Source organism: Anaerolineales bacterium (assembly GCA_019637805.1).
Classification (GTDB): Bacteria; Chloroflexota; Anaerolineae; order Anaerolineales; family UBA11579; genus JAMCZK01.
Window position 1 is genome coordinate 1,139,522 of sequence record JAHBVB010000001.1, and the last position, 24,938, is coordinate 1,164,459.

At 45.2% G+C, this 24,938-nt stretch carries 20 protein-coding genes; 18 read left to right on the plus strand and 2 right to left on the minus strand.

Annotated features, from left to right (window positions below; translation table 11 throughout):
- Positions 1–195: 195 nt before the first annotated feature.
- Positions 196–5,064, minus strand: coding sequence for a DEAD/DEAH box helicase (locus tag KF885_05545; protein MBX3048622.1), 4,869 nt, complete (start codon positions 5,062–5,064; stop codon positions 196–198).
- A gap of 285 nt (positions 5,065–5,349) precedes the next feature.
- Here KF885_05545 and KF885_05550 point away from each other — a divergent pair, with 285 nt between their 5' ends.
- The 6 genes from KF885_05550 (at position 5,350) to KF885_05575 (ending at position 9,718) form a co-directional block, all read left to right on the plus strand.
- On the plus strand, positions 5,350–6,255 hold the full coding sequence (locus tag KF885_05550) for a tyrosine-type recombinase/integrase (protein ID MBX3048623.1): 906 nt from the start codon (positions 5,350–5,352) through the stop codon (positions 6,253–6,255).
- A gap of 109 nt (positions 6,256–6,364) precedes the next feature.
- On the plus strand, positions 6,365–6,652 hold the full coding sequence (locus KF885_05555) for a hypothetical protein (protein ID MBX3048624.1): 288 nt from the start codon (positions 6,365–6,367) through the stop codon (positions 6,650–6,652).
- Between the two features lie 552 nt (positions 6,653–7,204).
- Positions 7,205–7,690: an HNH endonuclease gene (locus KF885_05560; protein ID MBX3048625.1), complete on the plus strand. Its 486-nt coding sequence runs from the start codon at positions 7,205–7,207 to the stop codon at positions 7,688–7,690.
- 223 nt (positions 7,691–7,913) lie between these two features.
- Entirely contained in the window at positions 7,914–8,840 is a 927-nt protein-coding gene (locus KF885_05565) for a hypothetical protein (protein ID MBX3048626.1), read from the plus strand.
- 148 nt (positions 8,841–8,988) lie between these two features.
- Positions 8,989–9,207: a hypothetical protein gene (locus KF885_05570; protein ID MBX3048627.1), complete on the plus strand. Its 219-nt coding sequence runs from the start codon at positions 8,989–8,991 to the stop codon at positions 9,205–9,207.
- Between the two features lie 7 nt (positions 9,208–9,214).
- Complete coding sequence (locus KF885_05575; protein MBX3048628.1) at positions 9,215–9,718, plus strand: hypothetical protein; 504 nt, start codon at positions 9,215–9,217, stop codon at positions 9,716–9,718.
- A gap of 147 nt (positions 9,719–9,865) precedes the next feature.
- Here KF885_05575 and KF885_05580 read toward each other — a convergent pair whose 3' ends face one another.
- Entirely contained in the window at positions 9,866–10,360 is a 495-nt protein-coding gene (locus tag KF885_05580; protein ID MBX3048629.1) for a hypothetical protein, read from the minus strand.
- A 291-nt stretch (positions 10,361–10,651) separates the two neighbouring features.
- Here KF885_05580 and wbaP point away from each other — a divergent pair, with 291 nt between their 5' ends.
- The 12 genes from wbaP (at position 10,652) to KF885_05640 (ending at position 24,778) form a co-directional block, all read left to right on the plus strand.
- Entirely contained in the window at positions 10,652–12,094 is a 1,443-nt protein-coding gene (gene wbaP, locus KF885_05585; protein MBX3048630.1) for an undecaprenyl-phosphate galactose phosphotransferase WbaP, read from the plus strand.
- A gap of 56 nt (positions 12,095–12,150) precedes the next feature.
- The gene (locus KF885_05590) at positions 12,151–12,876 is read left to right on the plus strand and encodes a class I SAM-dependent methyltransferase (protein ID MBX3048631.1); all 726 of its coding nucleotides are present in this window, start codon (positions 12,151–12,153) and stop codon (positions 12,874–12,876) included.
- Positions 12,877–12,904: 28 nt separating this feature from the next.
- Complete coding sequence (locus tag KF885_05595) at positions 12,905–13,702, plus strand: FkbM family methyltransferase (protein ID MBX3048632.1); 798 nt, start codon at positions 12,905–12,907, stop codon at positions 13,700–13,702.
- Positions 13,699–15,150 carry a lipopolysaccharide biosynthesis protein gene (locus tag KF885_05600; GenBank protein ID MBX3048633.1) on the plus strand — a complete coding sequence of 484 codons (1,452 nt, stop codon included), beginning with the start codon at positions 13,699–13,701 and terminating at the stop codon, positions 15,148–15,150. The genes KF885_05595 and KF885_05600 overlap by 4 nt, the downstream gene beginning before the upstream one ends.
- A 9-nt stretch (positions 15,151–15,159) precedes the next feature.
- Positions 15,160–15,909, plus strand: coding sequence for an FkbM family methyltransferase (locus KF885_05605; GenBank protein MBX3048634.1), 750 nt, complete (start codon positions 15,160–15,162; stop codon positions 15,907–15,909).
- Positions 15,910–15,955: 46 nt separating this feature from the next.
- A complete protein-coding gene (locus KF885_05610; GenBank protein ID MBX3048635.1) occupies positions 15,956–17,050 on the plus strand; it encodes a glycosyltransferase in 1,095 nt (364 codons plus the stop codon).
- On the plus strand, positions 17,047–18,249 hold the full coding sequence (locus KF885_05615; protein ID MBX3048636.1) for a glycosyltransferase family 4 protein: 1,203 nt from the start codon (positions 17,047–17,049) through the stop codon (positions 18,247–18,249). The genes KF885_05610 and KF885_05615 overlap by 4 nt, the downstream gene beginning before the upstream one ends.
- A 1-nt stretch (position 18,250) precedes the next feature.
- A complete protein-coding gene (locus KF885_05620; protein ID MBX3048637.1) occupies positions 18,251–19,528 on the plus strand; it encodes an O-antigen ligase family protein in 1,278 nt (425 codons plus the stop codon).
- Positions 19,529–19,539: 11 nt separating this feature from the next.
- A complete protein-coding gene (locus KF885_05625; protein MBX3048638.1) occupies positions 19,540–21,132 on the plus strand; it encodes a polysaccharide biosynthesis tyrosine autokinase in 1,593 nt (530 codons plus the stop codon).
- Positions 21,133–21,139: 7 nt separating this feature from the next.
- Positions 21,140–21,535, plus strand: coding sequence for a hypothetical protein (locus KF885_05630; protein MBX3048639.1), 396 nt, complete (start codon positions 21,140–21,142; stop codon positions 21,533–21,535).
- A gap of 73 nt (positions 21,536–21,608) precedes the next feature.
- Positions 21,609–24,194 (plus strand): DUF4012 domain-containing protein, encoded by a 2,586-nt coding sequence (locus KF885_05635; protein ID MBX3048640.1) that lies wholly within the window; start codon positions 21,609–21,611, stop codon positions 24,192–24,194.
- Between the two features lie 113 nt (positions 24,195–24,307).
- On the plus strand, positions 24,308–24,778 hold the full coding sequence (locus KF885_05640) for a hypothetical protein (GenBank protein MBX3048641.1): 471 nt from the start codon (positions 24,308–24,310) through the stop codon (positions 24,776–24,778).
- Positions 24,779–24,938 lie beyond the last annotated feature (160 nt).

Here is a 24,938-nt window from a genome sequence, read left to right on the forward strand (position 1 = left end):
TTAGTATGTCTACGTGGCTTAACCTGTTTGCGTTCTTGCTCTTTTGATATCTTTGGCCAAGCTGTCTGTGAGGAAGTAAAACCAAAACTCTCCCGACAAGCCTTTCCATTTCAGTAATGGCAAAGCTGGTTTTGCCAGAGCCATACGGGCCCTCGATAAATATAGATCTCCCCAACCCGCTATCCTCGCTGAGCATCACTCAAACTTCACATCTGGCAGGCCATTCACTATATCGACTGTCTGCACGCTCACGTTTATGACGCTAAGCAGCAAGTCCAGAATGTAGCTTGGCTTGCCCACTTCTTTTGCCCAGTCATTTGGATCGTTGGTAATACCACTATCTTTGTGAGTAACAATCTGATAACGCTCCATCACCCACTCAATAGCAGATTTTCCGTTTAGAACATATTCATAGGCTTTGGCAGGGATATTGGTAATCTTTATGTCTTTGTTGTAAATGATTGTGTCTTTCTTGTCTTTGGATGGGAAACGCATTTTAACCACACGATAATAATCATCTGGCATGCTTTGTCTTGTGATTTCAGGCTGGTGCACCACTACTCCATCATGAGCGGGCACTTGTTCATAATTGATATGTAGTTCGGCAAGCTGGCGGCCGGCTTTGCTAAGTGCCCAGAAAGTGCTCGCATCTTCAGCCAATGGTAGGCGAGGAAGTAGCATCCTCAGGTCATCGCCAAATTTATTGTGATAGCTAGGGCTATGCAAAACACCATAAGCATAATAAAAAATGTCTTCTTTGATGACCGCCTTTCCATATCGTCCTTGTGCCTGTTTCAAGATAAAGTCTGAAACCCCATCACGTCGAACAAACTCCGCATTGTCTGTATCAAATAAAGTTGGAGACTGACTGTCACGCTCCTCATAATAGTAGAGTGGAAAAACTTGAGTATCCCCGATCAGGTGAAAATCAGGAATACAATCCGTCATAATAACGGAGAATGGTTTCTTGCCTCCTGGTGCCGATATGCAAATTGCAAAGTTCTCTAAGTCTGGATGAGGGAAAAGTTTGTCTAGTTGACTTTTTTCTTCATTAAGATCTGCAGCAAAATAACTGTTCTGGCGAGCAAAGGGGCGGTACTGAGATTCTCTATAAAATTCAACCTTCTCAAGTATCAGCTTGTTCTCATGCGCTTTCTTGCGCCAATCCCGAGACCAACTCCCTAGACGACGATTCCTTTCAACTTCAGAGATTCTCCCTGAAGTGAGTAGTTCTCTCTGAGTATTGTAATGAGCAATTGTCTTTTTTATGTTTTCCTTTAATCGAGCAATCGAAAAATTATAGACCCAGATATCTCTGCTCGTGACCACTCCATTAGAATATGCGATAAAAAATGACTGACTATTTATGTCAAATTTCTTAGCTGCCGCAAGGGGTATTAATGTTTCAAAAATATCACTCCGCTGTCGAAGCCAATCGCCATGTTCATTGGGGCTGATTTCCTTCCACTTAATCTGAGCATTCGCGACTGAACCAAATTTGGCTATGATGCCTAGCTTTTCCTCTCGGGAGAGATAATCCCCGATGTCGTGGTAGTAAACATGGGCTTTTTTATCTACCTCGGCCTTGGGGTTCTTGACCAGCACCGTTATTGCAACGGGTGTGCGAGTGCCAGACCCAAATACATTCCCCCTTTCTTTTTTCCTTAATTCCCCACTAGTTCTAGCATTACCGCGCAAATTGAGTGTCCAAATGCTGCTGAATTCATCAGCTAGCACTTTACGAAAACCGTCGTGGGTATTGCTATCCAGCCATGAACCATTTGAAACAAAGGCAATTACTCCGCCGTGTTCTGGGTCTAGACGATCACTGGCCCAACGGAATGCCCTCATATAAGAGTCGTAGAGTGAGTGCTTATTGGTACCCTTAGCTGCCTTTGCATAAGTCTCAGCTATACGCTCATCTAATCTTTCGTAAACCTTGTTCTGCGCGTTATCGTTAGCTGCTCTTTGTCGTGCAGAATAAGGAGGATTGCCAACAATCACCCGAATGGGAGTTGTTTTCTGCTTTTGCACTCTCTCCGAATTTCGAGGGAAGACCGACATATCCATCAGGCCATCTTCGCCAGCAGTCACTTCTCCCAATTGAAAGCTATCCGTGAGCACGATGCCCTCAAAAGGCTCATACGATTCTTCAGTGTCTAACAAGTCATGGTAAGTATTCTCAACATTTACAGCTGCAATGTAATATGCTAGCAACACGATTTCATTGGCGTGAATTTCGCTGCGATATTTTCGGAGAAGGTCTTTGTGGTCAATTAGGTTGTTTTGTAACAAGCGAGTGATAAATGTGCCTGTCCCAGTAAAAGGATCGAGGATGTGAACATTTTCATCAGAGAGACTACGCCCAAATTCTTGCCTGAGTACCTCTTCCACAGAGTGAATGATGAAATCAACAACTTCTACAGGGGTATAGACAATGCCCAGCTGGTCCACCATGCGGGGAAATGCTGTTTTGAAGAATTTCTCATATAGCTCAACTATCACTCGCTGTTTGCCCTGAGCATTATCAATGCCGGCCACACGCTGTCTGACTGAGTCGTAAAAAAGCTGTAATGCCTCGGATTCCTCGGCCACTGTCTGACCGTGTAAAGCATCCAGCATCGATTGCATGGATTGGGAAACAGCATTGTTCTTGACAAAAGAGTAGTTATCAAACAATGCTTCAAAGATAGGCTGGGTAATCATGTGCTGAGCCAACATTTCAACAGCCTGAGGCTCATCAATGCTGGGATTGATATTCGCCTGCAAGCCCTTCAAAAAGGCATCAAAGGCAGAACGCTGCTCTTTGCGTTCCGCAATCAGGAATTTAATGCGCTCAATCTGCCGTTCAGCAATTTGGGCGACGTCTTTGGCCCATTGCTCCCAATAGAGGCGGTCACCCACCTTGTCCACCATGCGGGCAAACACAATGCTCTGTAACTCTTCAAACTGCCTCCGCAACAGGTGAGCTACATTGCCCACCTGGTATTCAGCGGAGTCTTCACTAACCTGATACGGCCGTCCATCATCCTGGTCAAAAATAGTTTCTGGCCTGCCGACTAAAATCTGATTGGGACGGGTTTTGTTGAGATCGATTTTGTTGATCGTGGCGTTAAAGCGGTCATCATGTGCTCTTAGAGCATTGAGAACCGTCCACACTACCTTGTATCGCTCATTGTCATCCAAGGCCTGGGCGGCATCCACCTCTGGAGGTACGACAACGGGAATGATGATGTAGCCATATTTCTTGCCAGGGGATTTGCGCATCACCCTGCCAACAGACTGCACAACATCCACCTGGGAGTTGCGAGCTGATAGAAACATCACTGCATCCAACGAGGGCACATCTACTCCCTCGCTCAGTACACGAACGTTAGTCAAGATGCGACATTCATTAGCATCGCCGGTTTCCTGGAGCCAACCCAGCATCTCGTCTCTCTCAGGAGCACCCATCGTTCCGTCAATATGGCGTGCGTGGATGCTGACCATCTCTTCTTTCTTTTGAGGAGGCAGCGCGTTTAAATACACATCAGCCATATCGTTATAGGTGCTTGTAATCTTTCTAGAAACCTTGATACTCTGGGTGAAAGCGACAGCCCTCCGCATCGGCTCAGGGTCAGCATTCTTGGTAATACCCTGATCCCCCAAGAACTGCTTAGAGAGTGCGTTGATTGTGCCAATTAGTTTTGAAGCATCGTCAGCGTTGATTTCCGATTTTTCATCAGTAATCATTTGCCAAATCGCTGGAGGAACATCTTTGTTATCCACAGTGAGAATTAAGACCTTGTAATCCGTCAATAAGTCCTTTTCTACCGCTTCGCCAAAACCAATTCGATAGATCTCCTCACCGTACACCTTGGAATCATCCATTGACCACAACAAAGCATCAGCCTGTGACGCCTTGCTTTTGCTGTCATCACTATACAGGCGAGGAGTTGCGGTCATGTAGAGCCGCTTTTTCGCCTTTATTAAGTTTTTGTCATGCACCTTCACAAAAGCGGATTCATCCTCATCAGCCAACTTGACACCTGTAGTGCGATGAGCTTCATCACAGATTATGAAGTCAAACTCCTCGAAGCCATCCCGCAATAAGACCTTCTGGGCCTTGGAGATTACATCAATTGACTGATACGTAGAGAATACAACCGTCATTCCTGGCAGGTTCTTATCTCGTATCTGCCTAAACTGAAACAATATATCGTTTGTATCTGTTGATGCAGGGAGTGCTAAATCTATGACACTGAAGGTGTCAATATCCGCATTTCTATCTTTTTGCTTTGTGACTTTGGGGTCTGAGCATATAGCAATTGCATTGATGGGCTGATTGGCATCTGTCATCCAGGCTCTCAGGGTTTGCCCCAGCAAGGCAATACTGGGCACAAGGAATAGGACTGTTCCCTGACCCTTGGTCTCATGTTCTGCAATACGAAGGGAAGTCAGGGTCTTGCCTGTACCACAAGCCATAATCAACTTGCCACGATCTGCGGTTTTGTAATATTCGTGGGCTTTGTCTAATGCAGTTTGCTGATGCTTGAACAGTTTCTTTGGAGCAGTACGAGACAGTTCGCCATGTACTCCCTCATCAAGCTTTTGCCAGTCTACAGGAGCCTGGCTTAGCTCATACAAACTTAAACGACTAACTGGCGGTTTCTGATTTCTAATAGCTTCTGTAGCGTTCTTGCTCCATTTATTTGTCGTGGAAATCCATAAGCGATGAGAGAACGCCTTGGTTAAGAGTTTGTCATCCTTAAACTCACGGCTGGAAGTGGAAAGAAAGGTATCAACTGCTGCCTTATCAATGCCAGTATCTTGGTCAGAGAATTTGCACTGAATTGCCCAGTACTCTCCTTCAACCGTCAAGGCTACAAGATCAATACCTGCATCAATACCGCCAAGATCGGCTCGATAAGGGAATTCTGACCACAGCCAGACTTTGCTAAAGCGGTCAGCATAAGTGCGGTCGGTAAGCAAGTAAGCTTGCATCAATCGCTCAAAGCGATCTCCCTTATCCCGTTTGCTGAAAGCTAACTTTCGATGTTTGTCTAGGATGGTTTTGAATGACAAGATGATTCCCTCAGATGCTGGATGCGTCCAAAAGAATTATACATTTTCTCGCTCTCTTGCATGTTGTGCAAACCCAAAGCCCCCAAGTTAGTTATAATTAAGGCATCAACTTCGATAGATTCTTTGGGATTTGGCATAGTCTAGGGCAAGAAATTACCCTTAGAAAACAGAGTTAAATGCGGGCGTCGCCAAGTGGTAAGGCATCAGCCTTCCAAGCTGACATTCGCTCAAACTCTTAGACGAACAGTCAAAACCTCAAAAATCACCCGTAGAAAGGTGGTTTTTGTGTTTAACGAAGACTTCTCCCAGCAGAAAAAGGCATCAGCTTCGGTACTGCTTGAAGAGGCGTATGCGGACTTTATCCTGTCTCGGCAAGCCATGTTGTGTCGCCCTCGGACTGTCCAGTTCTATGAATTTACTTTGAATAAATTTGTGGGCTGGCTGGCAGGGCAGGGAGTGGAGCAGGCTGATGAGATTTCTGCTCGGCATGTCAGGGCGTATCTCTCTGATTTGGCTGGGCGCGATTTGACTGATACTTATATCCATAGCCACGCAAGAGCAATCCGCACATTCGTTAGATTCCTCTATGCTGAGGACTATCACCCAGGTGAGATCAAGTTCCAAATGCCTGCAATTGCCAAGCGGCGTCTCCCTGTGTTGAACTCGGATGAACTACGCAAGGTTGTTTCGGTATGCAGCAACCCCCGCGATTTGGCTTTAGTGCTCTTGATGGCTGATACGGGTGTCCGGCGGGCAGAGCTCTGTGCGCTCAATTGGGGCGATGTGGATATTTCTAGAGGGACTATTTCAATTCGTGAGGGCAAGGGTGGGAAAGCAAGAACAGTAATCGCTGGCGTGAGAACCAGACGGGCATTGTTGAAATACAGGAGGCTTGTTGCCTCGGAACCGACCTCCCCTGTGATTCAAACTAAATCTGGCGGCAGGATGACACACGGCGGATTGCGTTCTGCGTTGTTGCGACTTGGAGAGAAGGCAGGCGTTCACTTGTCTCCACATACTTTGAGGCGCACATTTGCTACGCTCTCTCTTCGAGCAGGGATGAATCCGCTGCATTTGCAAGGATTGCTGGGGCATGCCTCTCTGGAGATGACCAATCATTATGTGCATATGCTGGATGAGGACTTGCAGGTTGCTCATCGCTCTTTTGGGCCGATAGACAATCATCTATAGTCCCCCCTGGAACCTCAAAAAGGGGGCCGCTCACTAAAGGCATACCCGGCTTGTGTGCTGCTCAGACTTTAGTTAATATATCTCAAACGGTTGTCGGAGGGATAGGTTTATGACAAGGCGTGAGAAGAAATGCTGCATCTGTGACAAGCGCATCACAGCTCAATTCTGGGTATGCAAGGACTGTGAAAAACAACACGGCTTAGCCGATGCTTCCTCTGGAAAGCAGAAAAGACCTTCAGAATGGCCAGAGTGGGCTAGGGATTTGTATAACCAAGCCCAGAGAGAATACTATAGGGTGCACACAAAAGGGGAAGGCGCAGCCTTTCAGTACGATGATGAAACCGGTGGTCTTGCCAATGCCGATCCACTCGATGAGTTTGACGATTCGGAAGGATAAGCGGAATGCTTGGCTGCATAAGAGAGAGATTAAAATTGCGCTTGCTACGGGTAATTATTGACCAGTAAAAGTGCCTACGAGTAATAGATTTTCAACTGTAGTAGGTAAGAGGGACACAAAGTGATTAACTTATTTGTGACTGCAAGCAGTCTAAGACAACTAGTAAGAAGTACCAACAAGTCTTTCTCTTTCAACTGTGAGAAGAAGTATTTTACAGATGAATTAATCGTCTTCAGGGTGCCTTTTGGGCACCCCCATACGCAGCGGTTCATTCGAACCGCCTGTGTATGGCTAAATATTCTTTTTTATAACCTAGTTGGCTAATAGTAGCAAAATCTTGATTTCAACCTCATAAGTAAGTAGGTATTGATTGCTTCACAGCTTGTTACCTACTTTTCCCTATACAACTTTTCGATCGACAATCTGTCTTTTTAGGCCTCGATGACCGAAGCGGGGTTTGTTACGTCTTATTTCAGGACAAGCTCATTGGTGAGGAGTAATCAAAGAGGGGGTTCGTGTCTTTTATTGAACGCTAGAACAAGGAGGAGTTTTATGCAAGAGATGACCAATAACACGATCATTAGGAAACGCTTTTGGGACAAGGTTCAAATTGGCGAAGAGAATCAATGCTGGAACTGGACAGGAGGTCGGCAATCAAAGGGTTACGGTTCTTTTGGGATTGGCAATGGAAAGACTGCTTTATCGCATCGGGTAGCTTATCAACTGACGAAAGGTGCTATTCCTGATGGCCTTTTGGTCAGGCATCGGTGTGATAATCAGCTATGTTGCAATCCAGAGCATCTGGAGTTGGGCACTGTTGCTGATAATAATCGAGATGCAGTGGAACGCGGGAGGACTGCGACAGGTGAACGCAATGGAAGAGCGAAATTGACACAAGAACAAGTGCTGGAGATACGCAAGTTGCATAAGGCCAAGCGGAAGAGGATCCGTGAGCTGGCCAGATTGTATAAAATGCATCCCAACTCAATTTCAAATATTCTCAAGGGTCGTTACTGGAACTTCCCTGAGGTTCAGTAACGCTACGTTTCCTTGGTTCTTAGTTGACTTGCGCATAAACTCTCATTAATAAACTTGTCGTATGCTCACTTTTTATCCATGGATACGGTCTTTAGGTGGGAGCACGGAGCTTGTCAATAGGATAGTGGCTATATATAATGCACTCAGTCTTCTTGCTATCGGGCGGATAAGTGAACCCACTCATAAAACTGCAAGATAATGAATTTCTACTTAGGAGTCTGACTTGTCCATAGATTGGCTGTTTGTTTTGCTTGCGGCAGGCCTTTTACCGGTTCTGTTGTTTTTAGCTTTGGTGTTTTTGGTATTGGGCTATTCAGGCCGGTTGGGATGGGTGATTGTTAGAGAGGTACACAGGCGCAGCGCAGTAGTCACTGGTTATCTGTGTTTGATCTTGGCTATTGTGACTGTAAGTGGGCTGATGGCGCTCTTTCCATTAATGGAGGAGAGTCAAGAGCTAGCAATGTCACAAGTACCCAGTGACACCCCTATAATAGCTCCCACGGAACCGATAATCGTTAATACCCCCACTGTAACTCTTGACCCATTAAGTTTGGTGTTGGGAACTTCAGTGGATTTGCTTTCTACATCTGCTGTTGATGTGACGCCTACGCCCACGCAGATGTCGTTGGATGCCAGTAGGGAATGCGGCTTAGAGTTCAACCCCCCTTGTACCTATACATTGCGAGGGGAGACGAGTGTGCTTGCCGTTGCTCGTTCAGTTACTGGACAGGATGCGCTGGCGGCAGAATATGCTGGCCTGATCCGGACTTTGTTGCGGGATAACTATGGCTACATTGGACCTTTGACTGCTCAAATGAGGGTACCCGACTTGGCGATACCCCTGGATGTTGAATTTTTTAGGTTCCATTTTTCTGACGCGGGATGGGATGTTTGTCTTGAGCCGCCAACTGTGGTGCCCTGCCTGTATCAGGTTGAAGATGACTTTGTGGTGCTTGATCAGGAACGCGCCTACCAAGCGATTGCTTTTGAATTGTTCCCAAGAGTCAGCAATGCAGCAAAATGCATCCGTGAAGCAAACACCTATTTACACAAAGGCGGAAACGTCTACGTTCCTATAGAGATACAACCCGGTATTACACTGATTATTCCGGATATTTCTGCGCCTGGGCGGGAGAGCTGCCGGAACTAGACTGTATTGCTGTTTTTCTGCTAGAGTTCAAAGCCAGCCTTGCAAGCATAGAAGGTTGGTTTTATACTAGCCAAACGCTCCTGCCAGAGGTGGAAAATTCCCGGGGGTATCTCAAGTCTATTCATCTTGAACTAAATAGGGGTAGCCGATGGCCGGTGCATCACACTCCCAAGGGGGCATACTCAAGGAAAGTGAACTTGAATTTCTTGACATTGACCGGATCAGGATTATTGACGAAGCCTTGCAGTCGATCGGAACCTTTGGCGAAGTACGCTTGATCGTTGATAAGAATCGGCTGCGGTTTATTGTGTGCCAAACCAGCTTTGATGCTCTGGAGCTAAAGCCAGGGCAGATAAAAAAGGTTTGATAAAAGCATGGCCGCTCAATGGTATGTCTTAAGGAGCGCTGCACACAAAGAGAACATTCTCTATAAGCAGTTAGTCTCCAGGCGGGTTGAGAGCTTCCTCCCTAGGCTAAGAGTAAAACCCGTAAACCCACGGGCTGCCAAGTGGAGGCCGCTTTTCCCGAATTATCTGTTTGTAAGAATTGATCTGCAGGAAACTGGGAGTTCTTTCTTTGATTATCTGCCTTTTTCTCAGGGGTTGGTGGAGTTGGGTGGGGAAGCCGCGGTAGTAACTAGTTTGGCGATTCAATCAATACGGGATTCTTTAGACGAAATCAATGCAAAGGGTGGATTGGAATTCAACCGTTTGGCGCCTGGTGATACGGTACAAGTTACAGAAGGCCCATTCCGCGGATACCACGGTATTTTTGATATGAAGTTGAGTGGTGCAGAGCGTGTCCTGATTTTGCTGAATATATCTCGTGGAAAACAGATACGCACCGAGCTGCCGGCGGGAGCAGTGCGCAAGAAATAAGAGCGTAACTCGCTATTTGTCCGGTTTTTCACCGGCCTGTTTCCGACTTGTTGGCTAACTCTTGTTTTTGTTGACTAGTTGCCTTTATAGTGAATGTGCTGTTTGTGGTTGCGAATTACCCCCTCTAATTCGCAATCAGCCCCGGCCTCATTTTGAGGCCGGGTTTTTGTTTCCATTGCCTGCTTCTAACCAGCTGGCAATGGTGGGCAGACCCCTGATTAGTAGATCTTTAATCTCATTAGCTGTGCGTTCGAACCGTTGCAAGGACTGCCCGATGGGGTCTTCTATATCGAATTCTTCACCAATCAGTTCTGACAGCTGATAAACACAATCCCGCTTTTCTGGGAATTCTATTTGGAGTGCTTCTTTATGCCCGCTCTCCATGGTAAGGATGAGATCTGCCTCTGCGATGAGCGCGGCAGACACGATCCTCGAGCGATGCTGGCTGATGTTGATATTGCGAGCCTGCATGGCGTTAAGGCTGCCGGCTGCAGCCGGCAGCCCTGGTTGCCCCCAGGTGCCGGCGCTTTCGATGTGCCAATTGGATGCAAAGGATTTTGATACCGCCAATTCTTTTAAGAAGCCTTCGGCCATGGGAGAGCGGCAGATGTTGGCGGTGCAGATTAGAAGAATGCGCTTCATTCAGGTTACCTTGCCATATTGAAAGCAAGTAGTATACTTTGTAAGCTACTAAGTTAGAGGTGGGAAATCCCAGCGCGGTAGCAGCAAAACAACCCTAACCGAATAGGCAAACAGCAATCCGCGAGGGGATTCGTTGGACGACTTGTCTTAGCTGATTCCGCTTGCTCTGCTGCTTGGAGCTAAGTGCGATTGCCTGTCTCAAACAGCCCCGTGTATGTCGGAAGGGCGGAGCCTGCTTGGTTAGGTTAGTTACGGGATACGGATGAGAGTCTATTGGCGATAGGGGCCAAGATGGTAGCTGTAAGACGGAAGAAAACATCGAAAACAGCAAGATCCTCGTTTGAAGCAAACATTCAAAATGCGGCCATCCCGCGCCTTTCCGGCAATTACAGGAGGCGGATGTGGCTGCTTATGTTTGCTGCGGACTTGCTGGGTTTTCTACTTACTGTGGGGGCTGTGTTGCTGATTAACCAGATTGTGCCGCTGTTCAGGCCAGATTTGGATGATTTGAAATATTTGGTGGTGGTGGTGCTTTGTTGGGGCTTCTTGGTTACCAGCCGGCTGTACCCTGGAGTGGGTGTTAACCCGGCGGATGAAATAAAACTAGTGACCCAGTCTGTCAGTTTGGGCATATTGATTGGGCTAGCCATATTCACTGCGTTTGATGTTGGTTGGGTGGCCAATGGCCTTGCCTTTGGACTTGGCTGGGCGGGCACAATATTGTCTGTGGTGCTTTGCCGCTGGGTGATTAAGATTTTTGCCACCCAGATGAATGTGTGGGGAGAGCCTGTGATTGTAGTGAGTAAGGGTCCTGCTGCAGAGGAGTTGGCGGATTATTTTCTCAAGCGCAGACGACTGGGGCTGGTTCCCGTGAGAATTATGGCAGATTTGGCTATGCTAGGTGGCCTCCAGGAAGATCACTATCTCAAAAAGAAAATTTATACGGCAGTTGTTGGCCATCTGCCAGCTTTCAACCTGGATGCCTCCACGGTGAGGAAGCTCTCTGCAATGTTTAAAAATGTCATATTTATTTCCAGCGATTTGTTTATAGGCACTTCGGTTCAAATCCGAGACTTGGAAGGCTTGCTGGGCTTTGAAGCAAGCAGGAATATTTTAACCCAAAGCGAGCTTGTTATAAAACGCCTAATGGATGTTGTCCTCGTGGTGGTTTCAAGCGTCGTTACGATGCCAATCTGTATTGTTGTTGCGTTATTGATTCGACTAGAGGGGCATGGCCCCATCTTCTATATGCAGGAACGGATTGGCTTGAATGGACAGAAGTTTAAGATATTTAAGTTCCGCACAATGGTATCAGATGCTGAGCGACAATTGCAGGACTATTTGAAAAACAACGCAGATGCACGACGTGAATGGAGAGAAAGTCAGAAATTGCGGCGGGACCCTAGGATCACGCGAATAGGCAGGTGGCTGCGTAAATGGAGCTTAGATGAGTTGCCCCAAGTGTTGAATGTTTTAAAGGGGGAAATGAGTTTGGTAGGCCCGCGGCCAATGTTAGAGAATCAAGTCTCAGTTTATGGGACCAGAATTAAGATGTACATTACTATGCGTCCAGGGCTTTCAGGGATGTGGCAAGTCTCCGGAAGAAATAAAACCACTTTTGAGGAGCGCGCTGATTTCGATAGCTATTATGTTACGCATTGGTCTATCTGGCTAGATTTATATATATTGTTGAGAACGATTTGGGTCGTTGCGCGGAGGGATGGAGTATATTAATTCCTTGGCTCCTGTAGAATTATCAAACAATATCGAGGCTTTAGTTTTCTGGAGGTATGCAACAATTGAACATCCGCTACGGTGTCTTCGAAAATGAATGGGAAGAATATCCAGGATATATACAGGATTTGGTGTGCGCATCTGAAGCGAAGAAAATCTGTGATATAGGCGGAGGAGCAAATCCATTATTAGATATTGAATTCGTTGTGTCTCGTGAATTGGAATATACAGTGCTTGATATTTCCAAGGAGGAACTTGATAAAGCGGACAGAAGGTATAACAAATTATGCAAGGATATACAAGAAGAACCGTTCCTCTCTAAAGAGAAATACGATTTGGTTATTAGTAGAATGGTCGCTGAGCATGTAAGAAGCGGGCACACTTTCCATAAAAATGTTTTCTCTATACTTAACTCAGGTGGCTTAGCTGTTCATTTCTTTCCCACTTTATGGGCTCTTCCGTTTCTGGTTAACAAATTGCTTCCTGATGATTTTTCCTCTGTCTTACTCAATCTGTTTGCCCCACGGAATCGCATACAGAATGCAAAATTCCCTGCTTATTACGATTTGTGCTTTGGGCCTACTTCTAAAATGCTAAAGGAGTTTAGTGCTTTGGATTATGAGGTGGTTGAATTTTGTGGATACTTTGGAAACAACTATTGGCGGCGAGTGCCGATATTAAATAGTGCTCATCAAGCCTTTTCGCGGTTTTTGTTTAGATTCCCCAATCCCCATCTTACAAGCTACTCCCGCGTTACGTTGCGGAAACCATTTTCCTCTTGAATGTATTGCATTTGAAATCTCACCCTAAATGCGCCCAGTTACCACTCAATGTTTCATCAAAGTGTCTCATTTTATGGTAGAGCTTAGAAAAAGACTCTCTCAAGCTTTGGCACATACCGCACTACTTGGCAAATTACTTCGGTGGCCATTATCTCTGCTGCCAGATAATATTTCGTTGCCAATACTAACTGGCCCGTTACTTGGAACGAAGTGGATACTACATTCAAGCATTTATGCTTGCTGGTTTGGAACTTATGAACACCAAAAGCAGAATTCAATTGCAAAGATGGTTGAGCCTGGAACGGTATTTTATGATATCGGAAGTAATGTGGGTTTCTATACATTACTAGCCTCAACTCTGGTAGGAGAACGCGGGAAGGTATTTTCTTTTGAACCCCTTCCCAGCAATCTATTGTTTCTACACAGACATTTGGCACTCAATTGCACCGAAAATGTGATTGTAGTTGAAGCGGCTGTGTCTGATGCCAGCGGTCAAGCACGTTTTGCCAATGGACCGCGCGGGGAGATGGCACATATCTCCCCTACAGGATCCTTGCTTGTTCAAACAGTAAGCTTAGATAACCTCTTTATACAAGGAAGTATTTTGCCGCCTAATTATATAAAGATTGATGCAGAAGGTGCTGAATTGCAGATATTACAGGGATCTCGGATTGTTATTGAGCGGACTAGACCGGTCATTTTTTTGGCTACTCATGGCCATCATTTAGCTGCTGCTTGCTTGAAGTACCTCAATGGTTTTGGGTATCAGATTGGGATTATCGATGGTTTAGAGAATGAATATATTGCATTCCCAGGTAGAATATGAGTTTCTTTCAGAAGATAATTGCAGGTAATTTTGTCTATTTGCTTGTAAACACTTTATTTTTTTTGTTTATTACTCCTATTTCAATACGCGTGATGGGAGATGATTTTTTTGGTGTCTGGTCTTTGTTGAATGCCTTGGTAATAGTTTCAGTGGGAGGCACATTGGGCGTTGGAACAATTGTAAACAAAATGGCCTCAGAAGCTCCTAACGGTGATGCTAGCACAAATTATTACAACAGGATCATTTCATCGGCTTTTTTGGTTGCCTCAATGGCTTCATTGCTGGTTGGGGGCCTGGGGTTTGGTTTTAGAGAAGTTTTTGTAAAACATGTCACAAATAACCGGGAGTTACAGCTTCAACTAGCAATGGCGATTCCCGTTCTATGTGTTGCAGTATTGCCTAGATTTCTAAGCCAAGTAATAGTTGGTTTTTTGCTTGCACAATTTGCAAATCGTAGAGTTCGCCAAATTGAAACCGTTTCTATGATGGCTCTCTGGATTGGTGGAATATTACTTGCTTCATACAGCAAGAATGCATTAATAGCATCAATCTGGATATTGATTGTTATTGCCCTAAGCTTAATATGGTACTTTCGCGAATTATATAGACTTCAGAAGTTTGAATTTTATTTAGATCTGGCTTTATTAAAGCGGATTCTAAATTATGCTAAGTTCACCTCTTATGAAAGTATAGCAAACATTGCCTTCGCCCAATTTGACCGTGTTTTGATAGGTGCTTTTCTGGGCATACCGCTGGTAGGTGTATATTCAGTTGCAACAAGCATCGGCCTGCGAGTACCATTGGTTGTAGGACAAATTACCGAAATCCTTTTGCCCTACGCAAGTAAAAAAAGTGTACAGAAGAATTACTCGCGACTATTCGTCGTTTTTAGAAAAGCATCAAGAGCTGTTAGTCTTTTGGTTTTTTGCCTAGTTGGCATCTTGGCCTTGTGGATGGCCGAGATTCTGTCTGCTTGGATATCGCCGGAGTATGCTCAGGAATATGGCTTTGTCTTTAGTTTGGTTGTCGCAGCCTATGGCTTAGTGGGGCTTGTTCGTGTCGGTCACCAGACGGTCGTTGGTATGGGCATGATGCGGTTTAGCTCAATACTTTATACATTTGCAGTGGTTTTAACCCTTGCTGTATTAGCATGGGCATCCAGCTTAATTGGTCTTGTTGGTGCAGCCCTTGCAAATTTCAGTATGGGAATTCTTTTGTTTTACAATTTGAAAACCTACAGCGTTCTTGGCGATAGTAGTTTTATAAGATCTGTAAAAAACATGGTTTTTGATATTGGGTTAGGTTTATGTACTTGTTTGATAATCCCATTTTTGACGGTTTTTGCACCATCAGTTTTAATGAAGTTTATTATTACCCTATTTATTTTAGGCGTGGCTCTTCTTTTTATCTTGAAAGATAAACATTTATATGTTTATGGGAGAGCTTAAAGCTTAGATATGCCCAACATGGCGAGAAAAATACTCCAAATTCGCAAGCTTTTACAGGCCTTGAGTAATTCTTTGTGGCGCAAGGCACTTCGGCATGGCGTTGTCCCATCTGTAGAGCACACAAAGGTTCTTCAGGGGCTTCCAGAAATTAAATGTGTAGTAGATGTCGGAGCGAATCGGGGGCAGTTTGCGTTGTTGGCTCGGAAATTTTGGCCGAATGCAATTCTCTTCTCTTTTGAACCACTAAGTGAACCTGTAGAATTGTTTCGTAAAATTTTTTATGGCGATGGCCGCGCGCATATTTATCTGAATGCCATTGGTACTGCGAAAGGTAATATGCTCATGCATGTATCTAAAGCAGATGATTCTTCTTCGCTGCTCCCAATTACTGATTTGCAGGCAGAAATATTTCCAGGAACAGAAGAAAGAGAGCAACGCGAAGTACGGGTGCTTCCGTTAGGCGCCGTGTTAACTTCAGCTCAAATTGAGAAACCAGCTCTCCTCAAGATAGATGTTCAGGGCTCTGAGCTAAATGCGATTAACGGCAGCCAGACTCTTATACAGTGCTTTGAGTATCTTTATGTTGAATGTTCTTTCATGGAACTGTATGAAGGACAGGCTACTGTCAATCAAGTATTTTTAACAATCTTGAAAGAGGGCTTTTCTTTAATAAGTATTCACAACCTCACCCATGATAAGTTCGGCCGCGCAATTCAAGCTGACTTTTTGTTTAAACGGGGGACTGATGGGAGACAATAGGGATTTGAAGCATCTAGTTGTTATATGTCCGCATTTGACTTCGTACTTGGCTCCTGTGTTTATTGCCTTGGCTGAAAACAATTTGTTTGCAATTGATGTATTTTGTGGCCCAATTCCCAAAGATATGGGATTTGTTAATCTTCAGCCTCAAGATTCTACTGTTATTCGATTTCATCAGGGTTTGACGAACTCCTTGTTTGGTAGAATAAAATCTAATCTGCATTTTCTGTCATTTCTTTATCAAAAAAAACCAGACATCGTACTTGCATGGGTGGACACAAAAAAAGCTAGTTTTTGGTTTACTTTGTTGCTTGGGAAATTACTTCGCATACCAGTGTTCTCAAGGGGGCATGGGGCCTTCAAAAGAAGGAAGGCGAAGCTCTTGCATCAAATCGCTTATCAACTTATCCTGAGACTGTCTCATTCGTATGTTTGTTATACAATCGGCGTCAAACAGAGTCTGATGTCATGGACACATAATCCCCAAAAACTGTTGGTTGATCATAATTCGATGCACAACGGTTACCCGATTCTGCCTGCTCAAAAGCATGGACAAGAACAAGGGCTACTTTATCTCGGTAGACTTCGCGGCAATTGTGGTATAGAAATCTTGATTGATGCCGTAAAAAAATATAACAGTGAAAATGCAGTACAAGTTGATTTGCACATTATCGGGGGCGGTCCACTGTCAGGTTATGTTAAGAATCAGCTTAAACATGTTCCTCAAATTCACTATTATGGAGAGCTATTTGATCAGGAGAAGATTTCAATAATATCAAAGGCTTGTCGCTGGGGCGTTGGCCCTGGGTTTATGGGCTTAAATGTTGTCCATATGATGTCATTGAGTCTCCCTGTTTTGACGCATTGTCAGTTGGACTTGCACATGGGGCCAGAGCCCGAATATTTAAAGCATCAGAGAAATGGTTGGCTAATGCCAGAACAAAATTCTATCGATGGCTTGCTGTCAGCAGTAAATTCGATATGGGATCTGAGTCCGGAAGAGACAAAGAAGATGCAATCGAATGCATTCAAGACCTATCAAATGCTATCCGCGCCTCCATACTATGAAAGACTAGCCCGTATTCTGTTAGAAGAAGCTGATATCGACTCTTTATTAGATGAAGGTCAGTGGTCATTTTGAGAAACAAGAAGAGAATACTAATTCACGATTACGGCGGTTTTTCTTTTATATTTCAGTTATCTCACACGTTAGCCTCTCGAGGTTATGAAGTCATCCATGTCTACTGTGACTCAAATAATAAAACTGGCTTTATAGGCCGAGACAGCCTGCCAAGCACGGTGAAGCTTGTGAAACTAGGTGTGACTGGAGGCTTGAAAAAGGACCGTTTTTTTTTGCGGTGGATCCAAGAAAACCAATATGCCAACAAGTTGATAAGTGTTATCAAGTTGTATAAGCCTGATATTGTCTTCTCTGCAAATTCTCCACTTGATGTTCAGCGTCGTCTAGCTTCCTCTTGTAAGAAGCATAATGCTAAATTTGTTTATTGGCTACAAGACTTGATTGGGATAGCTACACATAAAGTTCTCACGCAGAAACTAGGGTGGCTTGGAAAACTTATAGCTGCGTATTATATAGGCGTTGAAAAGCGTAGCCTCTTGTTTAGTGATGCCATTATTGCCATTTCTCCAAACTTTAGTATTTATCTGAGAAAGTTGGGTATTGATAAGAAGAAGGTATTCTTTATTCCCAATTGGGCCCCCCTTAATGAAGTACGTTTAATAGGTAAGGCAAATACTTGGTCGCAGAAGCACGGTTATTTGGATAAGTTTTGCTTTGTATATACAGGCAGCTTGGGCTTCAAACACGATTTAGGGGTGATTGTTGACTTGGCCGAACGTATTGCGAAGTATAGTAATGCTAAGATAATTATTGTTGGTGGTGGGGCTGGATTTGAATGGGTTAAAAACAATATCGTCAATCAGCACAAAAATATTGAAGTGCATCGCTATCAGTCTATAGAACAGTATGCTGAAGTATTAGCGACAGCCGATGTGCTTTTTGGATTTATTTCTTCGGATGCAAGCCAATTCGCGGTGCCTTCTAAAATTCTGAGTTATCTTTGTGCTCAGAAACCGATTTTGTATCTTATACCCCCTGATAACTATGCTGCAAAAGTGCTTGTTAGGAGTAGGGCCGGCCTGGTGATTCCGCCTTCTCGGGTAGATCTTTTCCTGAATGCGGCTGAGAGAATGATTAAAGGTGAAACATTGGCTCTGGATCTTGTCAAGAGCTATGAATTTGCTAAAAGACATTTTGAGATAAACAAGGTATTTGAAAGGTTTCAAAAGATGCTCACTAGCCTGGGCGAGGAAAACTAGCATGTTGAGCAAGGGCCTATTTATCGGTGGAACTACTGTTTTGTGTTTTAATTTTGTCAGGGTTTTTGGCTTGTCGATCTCTGATTGGCTATTTTTTGCAACATTAGTTTTAGTGTTCTCTGAAACATTGTTTTCAAACAGCGTAGAAGCCAGTTTCTGGTATAGGAATAAATTTATTGGACCGGCTGTTTTGGTCTTCTTGGGTGCAACAATTTCGCTTGTGCATTCTAAGAGCATACCCATTGCTATAACGGAATTAGTTCAGCAGATATTTGTCGTAACAATCTTTGTCTCTCTGATATGGATTCTGGTGCAGCGCGGTTTCTCCGAGGCCATCGTAATGGCCCTCGTGATTTCAGGCTTCTTGGCTAGCGTGGTAGGTGTGGTCGATTTTATCTCTGGTAGCAGGATCGGACCAATTATTTCTGCAACACCTGAAATCCAGCTCTGGGGTCGGTATGCTGGACCATTAGGGCACCCTAACAAGTTTGGCTACTTTCTCGTCTTATCCGCGATATTGACGATGGCCCAATCTTTTAGACCCGATTCTACTTTGGCACGAAGGATATTACTTGGTTGTGCTTTACTTGTGCAAGTTATCGGGGTGTTCATAAGCGGATCCGTTACTGCCTACCTTGGATTCGCTTTTGCTCTTTTGGGAATGCTCATTGCATTTGGTACGTCTAGACTCTTCGCTACGCTCTTCTGGGGAGTAACACAATTTCTGGCGGTCATTGCGTTGATTTGGGTTTCTTGGAATATGTTCCAACCCCCCAGAAATTTTGCTGTTGGTTTTGATTTGCCGAATTTGGGCGGTTCTGCGATCCAAAGAGTTCAAGGCATAACTGCAGATTCGAGGCTCCTTCTTATTAAAGAGGCAATGAGGCAGATATTTCCTGTGCCCTTTATTGGTGCTGGTTACGATCAGCTTTCGACATCAGGGATTGGTAGCTTTCTCAGGGAAATTGATGGAACCGTTCATAACGTATTTTTACAGATTCTTTATACGGGCGGTATTTTCGCCTTTGTGGGATGGGTTGCTATACATCTACAGGTGGGTATCTATTCGATATCAATCCTGCATAAAGATAAAAATAGAACTACATCTTACATGGTTCTCGGACTTGCTATTGCCGTCCTGTCCATGTTTGTCATGGATCAATTTCAAGATAGTATTTACCATCGAGAGAAATGGCTGGTAATTGGTTTATTGGTTGGCCATGTTTGGCGCATGCCTAAGTTAAACGATGCGAAATCTCGCCTTGTCCTGCCTGCCTAAAGAGGAGTAATATGTTGAATCAGCAAAGTGGCGATTTTAACTACAGGCTGTATCTTGGTGTTTTGCGTAAAAAGATACATATTCCTCTGCTTATAGCCATGCTATTGGCACTTTTTGCCTACATAGTTAGCAATTTAGTTACTCCCTGGTTCGAGGCCAAGACAACGATTTTGGTAAATGAACAGACAACAGTTGCAACAAACGAATATAACGCAATTCTTACGAGCGAGCGTTTGGCACGTACTTATTCTGAGCTTCTTCTTGCTAGGCCACTGTTAGAAACCTTGCGGGCAGAATTTGGGCTAGGAGAGGAACTTGAGACCCTAAAAAGCAGTATTCGCATTCTCCCAATACCCAATACTCAGCTAATTGAGATCAGGGTTTTAAACAGAGATTCTGAGCTTGCAGCTCTAATAGCCAATTCATTAGTGGAACAGTTTGTTATTGAAAACAGAGCCATGCAGCAATCAAGATTTGTCGAATCAAAAACTACTCTTGAGCATCAAATTGCCGAGCAGCAGCAATTTGTGAATCAAATTCAACTAGCCCTTGGTGCTCTTGATGAAACTGAAGAAACTCAAGCTGAAAGGTCTCGCCTGGAAGGACTGCTCAGCCAATATCGTCAGTCGTACGCACAGTTGTTACAGAGCTATGAGCAGCTTAGGCTTGCAGAGGCTCAAGGGACTTCCAACCTATTTCACGTTGACCCTGCGATCCCCCCTACAAGCCCGGTTAGTCCTGATAAAGCCCTGAATACCATTTTGGCTGGAGTTGCAGGTCTAGTATTGACGATTGGTATTCTTTTCCTACAGGTTGCACTTGATAATTCTATTAAGGACACGGATGACGTTAAAAATGCTCTGGGCTTGACAGTACTCTCCTTAATTGGAAAAGAGGAGGATTCTAATTCCGTCATCACTTTAACAGACCCGCGTTCACCCGTTGCGGAAGCTTTTAGGTCTCTAAGAACCAGCGTTCAGTTTTCAGCTGTTGATAACCATTTAAAGACTATCGTAATCACTAGTCCATCTCAGGGGGAAGGCAAGACAACTGTAGCAGCCAACCTAGCCGTTGTAATGAGCCAATTAGGGGCCGAAACTATTCTAATAGATGCCGACTTGCGAAGACCAAGGCAGCACAAGCTCTTTGCATTGTCTAACAAGAAAGGCTTATCCAACCTTTTTGTTGCTATCAACAAAGAAATCCCCAAAGCAATTCTTTCTCAATTGCAGGGAACAAAACGCGCTGATCTCAAGGTTCTCGCCTCAGGGGGTATTCCACCAAATCCTTCGGAGTTAATTTCCTCAAAACGTATGATGAGCATCCTTGATGCGGCTTCTGAAAAAGCGAGTTTGGTAATTATAGATGCACCCCCAGTCTTGCCCGTAACAGATGCCATAGTGCTGGCTCAAAAGGCTGATGGTGTTATCGTTGTGATGATACCTGGAAAAACTACTTTGCCAATGGCCAAGCAAACTATTGAAAACCTACGCAGAGTAAATGCCAATATTCTTGGTGTGGTGTTTAACAACGCGGACTTAAATTCAGCTTATTTCTCGGCTTATAGAAATGGGTATCAATATCTTTACGACCAGGAAAGCTAGGTTTTTGATGACCACTTCCCAGCTAGGCATTTCTTCACAACATGAGGATACTCACCCTGAGGGGGAGGCTCAAACCGGTTTCAATATATGCCCCTTTTTGGGTATGGAAGATGATCCACAAACCAGTTTCTTGTTTACTTCTCCTGGCAATTTCTGCCATCGCCTAAAACCACCAAAAGCGGTTTCCATAGGCTATCAGGGCGCTACCTGTTTTGACAGTAAAGCCTTTGTGAAATGCCCCATTTACCAAAAGAAGTGGGACGGAACATTACCCGAAGGATTCAGACACCGAAATGGCAATAACAGCTCTCAACAACCTCTAACGCCGCCACGCTGGGTCATTTTGCTTTTGCTTCTTTCGCTAATTCTGTTGGGCATCAGCGCTTATATGTCCCTACTCTGACCAATATTAATGTCGACATCAAATGCTAACAAGCAGAATCCAGAGGCATGATTACTTTTGGGCATAGATCCCTATGAATATTGAACAGAGACCATCAGAAATTATAAGAAAGCTTTTAAGTCAAAATAAGGATCCACAGTTATTAACTGACCATGCTTGGCTTAATAGCTTGCTTGTGCGAGATTACAGTGAGCGCAACGCCAAGGCTTCCGGCGATATCGGATACTTCTTGTTGCGGGCAATGGCGGAACTCTTTAAGGACATGCTGCCTAGCACTCCTCCTAGGCGCGGAAAACGTTTGGATACCGCTTGGGGACAGTTCGGTGTGCTTGGAGCGATGTACTTTGCTGAAATTGAATTTGGCTTCCCTGCGGCGGATTCATTGCGAGATTCTTGGGGAAAAATTGATAATGTGATTTCCCTATACGTTCGACAGAAATTTGGGGAAGGTATTTCCCCTACAGAAGAAGAAAAATACTATTTGCTTAGTGATGAGAAGGAAATTACTCCAACCAGCACGTTGAGCGATTGGCACGCCAAGGGACTAGAGCGTTTCGTCAAGATGCTGTACGCCAAAGAGCGACATTTGAGTTCTACGCGCGGTGAGAGCTCCCCGGTGCTGGACGAAAGTGTTGGACGAGCTGCGAGCCGGGAGCGGACAAAGACAAGGAGGGTATTTTGGAGCCCAAATGTACTCTCACGACGGATTATGTTGGGGGCGTTGCTGGTGGTACTGGCCTACCTTGGCTGGGTAGGGGGTGCCTCGTATCTTTTGGCGAGGGAGTTGTATAACCAGGCAAGGGAGCTGAAGTCGGTTTTGGCTTTAGGGATTAATTTACAACGTGCCGATGAAATTTACGAAGCTGGAGCCACTGTGAGGGAGTTTCGCCAGACTGCTGATGCTTTGACAGAGCGTGCCAGACCTCTAATTTGGATGGCAGATCGTTTGAGTTGGCTGCCGTTTATCGGCAAAGAACTCTCATTGGTCTCTCCTGTACTATCGATGACGGAGCTCACTGCAGTCGCCACAGAGCAGCTTTACGAGGGCATCTCTCCTTTACTTGGTGTTCTGGATGAAGAAACAACCCCAACTTCGTTGGATTCGTTAACTAGTATTCTGCAAACTGCTGCGCCTGAATTTCGAGCCGCGGTTTATGCAGCTGAGATGGCAGGTGAAACGCGTGCCACCCTGGATCTGGAAGGCGTACATCCGAGTTTGAAAGCCCTGATTCTTGAAGAATTCGACCCGGCATTTGAAGTGGTGCGTGATGCCGTTCAGATGATGGCCTCTCTGCCCTCACTGCTTGGTATGGACGCACGCCCGGCGAATTATCTATTGTTGTTGCAAAATGAAGATGAGTTGCGGCCAACCGGTGGTTTCATTACCGCGGTAGGAGGTCTTGTAATTCAAGATGGGAATATCTTGTCATTCAACTTGGAAGATTCCTATGATGTAGATGATTATAATTATCTGTATCCCGCCCCGCCCTGGCAGTTAGAAGAGTACATGGCTGCTCGAATTCTGGTGCTGCGTGATGCCAACTGGCGCCCAGATTTCCCGGTAGTTGCGGCACAGGTGGAATCTTTGTATGCATACTCGCGCGCCCACACGGTGGACGGAGTGATCGCCATCAACCAGCACGCGTTATCCTTGCTGGTGGGTGCTTTGGGTTCTGTGCGCGTAGATGGTCAGCTAATTACTAGCGAGAATATTTTGATGCACATGCAGGCCGAGCGGGGGGCTGTACCCAACCCAGAAGAAAGGACACCGGAAAACCAGCAGTGGCTACAGGAGCACCGCAAGGATTTTATGCAACCGATGGCTGAGGCTATCTTAGCTCGCTTGCGGAACGGTTCGAATGTCTCTTGGGAAGAGATTATCAGTGTTCTCACCAAAGCACTGGATGAAAAACACATCCTGCTTCAGTTCGATGATGCGACGGTGGATTCTTTCCTTGCGCAGTATGGTTGGGATGGAGAGCTTCGTTATTCCAGTGGTGATTATTTGATGCTGGTGGACACGAATGTGGGGTTTACCAAGAGCAATCCGATTGTAGATACTGAAGTGACTTACCGAATAGATTTAGCTAACTTGGAAACTCCAGTAGCGGCTCTAGGGGTCACCTATCGAAATCAAAGCGAGGTAATAAGGGAGTGCGATCCAAGACCAGTGGCTCCGGGGGGAGATTTTGGGGATTACGAAGCGATGATTCATGACTGTTATTGGACTTATCTACGGGTGTACAAGCCGGATGGAGCGCGTATGATCAATTACCAGGCGCAAAGTATCCCCGGTGAGTGGATACTATCAGGCAACTCGGTTCCGGAGCGGATCGACTATTTGGACGAATTGGACGGATTCGCTGAATTCGGCACCATGGTGGTGGTGCCAACACAGCAATCTCAAACCATTGCGATGGCATTCAGCTTACCGGATGGGATGATTGAGCAAACGGAAACTGGGTATGTGTACCGGTTAACTCTTCAAAAACAGCCGGGGGTGAAACAGGTTGACTTGAACTTGGGGATCCTTCTCCCTCAAGGAGCGCAAGTGGTATCTTCCAGCCATTCTGAGCTGTCGCAGCAAGGCAATGAAGTGAGTGGGCAATTGAAGTTAAGCCGAGATACTGTCATTGAACTGACTTTTTTGCTTCCTTAGCCGTCTTCTTAATCCGGACAAAATCCGGACAAAGTTTGCACTAGTATCGGCGTACCCACCCTTTTAGGCTGTACTATTAGTTCCACAATATTCAGTACAAGGAGATGTTGTTTATGAATAAGTATCTGCGAATGGGTTCTTTTGCTTTAGCGGTGGCGCTGGTGTTTTCGCTGGCGATTACCAGCGCTGTCTTCGCTCAGGGCACTATCCCCAGTGGTGGCACTATCGATGACCCTGAGGTGACCCCGAGCCGAGAAGGCTGTGCGCGCAATGATTTTGGATCTTCCAAAGCCAATGTGTGTAACGATGATGTGAATGTGTTTGCCACGCGCGCTGTGGACTCGACGCTTGCTCCTGCTGGCTGGAGCTATGCTGGCAATTCGATGACAATTACATACGGAGACGAATTGCTTTTGCCGGAAGCCACTGTAATGTGCTGGGCTGTGCCCGCTGGCGCTCCGGTGCAGATTTATCGCCTCAATCAGTATGGTGTGTGGGAACCTGCACCAACGATTGCTGTGGATGGTGGCGTTTGTACCGTGGCTTTGTACACTGGCACCTACGCTCCCATGGCTGCTGACTAGCTGGTAGCATTGCATGAGAAGAAGGCGGGAGGTATTTTATACCTCCCGCCTTTCTTTTTACCTTATGAGCATATTGAAACAGCTTTCTAGGCAATACGGGACACCAGCTCTTATAGCGGTATTCATTATGGGGATGTACGTCTTGACGTTGGCTCCGGGT

Bases quoted from the DNA above. Each gene is read 5' to 3' on its own strand.
- KF885_05590 (MBX3048631.1), top strand. From the start codon at position 12,151: ATGCAACAATTGAACATCCGCTACGGTGTCTTCGAAAATGAATGGGAA.
- KF885_05605 (MBX3048634.1), top strand. From the start codon at position 15,160: ATGCCCAACATGGCGAGAAAAATACTCCAAATTCGCAAGCTTTTACAG.
- KF885_05560 (MBX3048625.1), top strand. From the start codon at position 7,205: ATGCAAGAGATGACCAATAACACGATCATTAGGAAACGCTTTTGGGAC.
- wbaP (MBX3048630.1), top strand. From the start codon at position 10,652: ATGGTAGCTGTAAGACGGAAGAAAACATCGAAAACAGCAAGATCCTCG.
- KF885_05575 (MBX3048628.1), top strand. From the start codon at position 9,215: ATGGCCGCTCAATGGTATGTCTTAAGGAGCGCTGCACACAAAGAGAAC.
- KF885_05555 (MBX3048624.1), top strand. From the start codon at position 6,365: ATGACAAGGCGTGAGAAGAAATGCTGCATCTGTGACAAGCGCATCACA.
- KF885_05620 (MBX3048637.1), top strand. From the start codon at position 18,251: ATGTTGAGCAAGGGCCTATTTATCGGTGGAACTACTGTTTTGTGTTTT.
- KF885_05635 (MBX3048640.1), top strand. From the start codon at position 21,609: ATGAATATTGAACAGAGACCATCAGAAATTATAAGAAAGCTTTTAAGT.
- KF885_05580 (MBX3048629.1), bottom strand. From the start codon at position 10,360: ATGAAGCGCATTCTTCTAATCTGCACCGCCAACATCTGCCGCTCTCCC.
- KF885_05600 (MBX3048633.1), top strand. From the start codon at position 13,699: ATGAGTTTCTTTCAGAAGATAATTGCAGGTAATTTTGTCTATTTGCTT.
- KF885_05570 (MBX3048627.1), top strand. From the start codon at position 8,989: ATGGCCGGTGCATCACACTCCCAAGGGGGCATACTCAAGGAAAGTGAA.
- KF885_05625 (MBX3048638.1), top strand. From the start codon at position 19,540: ATGTTGAATCAGCAAAGTGGCGATTTTAACTACAGGCTGTATCTTGGT.
- KF885_05640 (MBX3048641.1), top strand. From the start codon at position 24,308: ATGAATAAGTATCTGCGAATGGGTTCTTTTGCTTTAGCGGTGGCGCTG.
- KF885_05630 (MBX3048639.1), top strand. From the start codon at position 21,140: ATGACCACTTCCCAGCTAGGCATTTCTTCACAACATGAGGATACTCAC.
- KF885_05595 (MBX3048632.1), top strand. From the start codon at position 12,905: ATGCGCCCAGTTACCACTCAATGTTTCATCAAAGTGTCTCATTTTATG.